We start from the raw sequence: 217 nt of genomic DNA on the forward strand, positions 1-217 counted from the left end.
GCCGTGCCGTTCATGGTCACGTTGATGGTTTCACCGCCGGACGGCGTCTCCGAAGAGCCGGAATCCGAAGAACCGGAATCCGAACCAGCAGACTCCGAATTGCCGGAATCCGATCTGAACCAGGGCGCCGAAGGCGGTCTGCCGGAACAGACCGTAACCGTGGACCAGATCACGGCAACTCCGGTACCGACCGAAACCCCGGCACCGACGGAGGCTC

General features: G+C 63.1%; 1 protein-coding gene. It reads left to right on the forward strand.

Features of this window, described 5'->3' with window-relative positions:
- The coding region (locus tag H6B10_RS17505; RefSeq protein ID WP_204652568.1) for a hypothetical protein at nt 1-217 on the forward strand (217 nt) is incomplete at both ends.

Source organism: Gemmiger formicilis (assembly GCF_016901605.1).
Classification (GTDB): Bacteria; Bacillota; Clostridia; order Oscillospirales; family Ruminococcaceae; genus Gemmiger; species Gemmiger formicilis_B.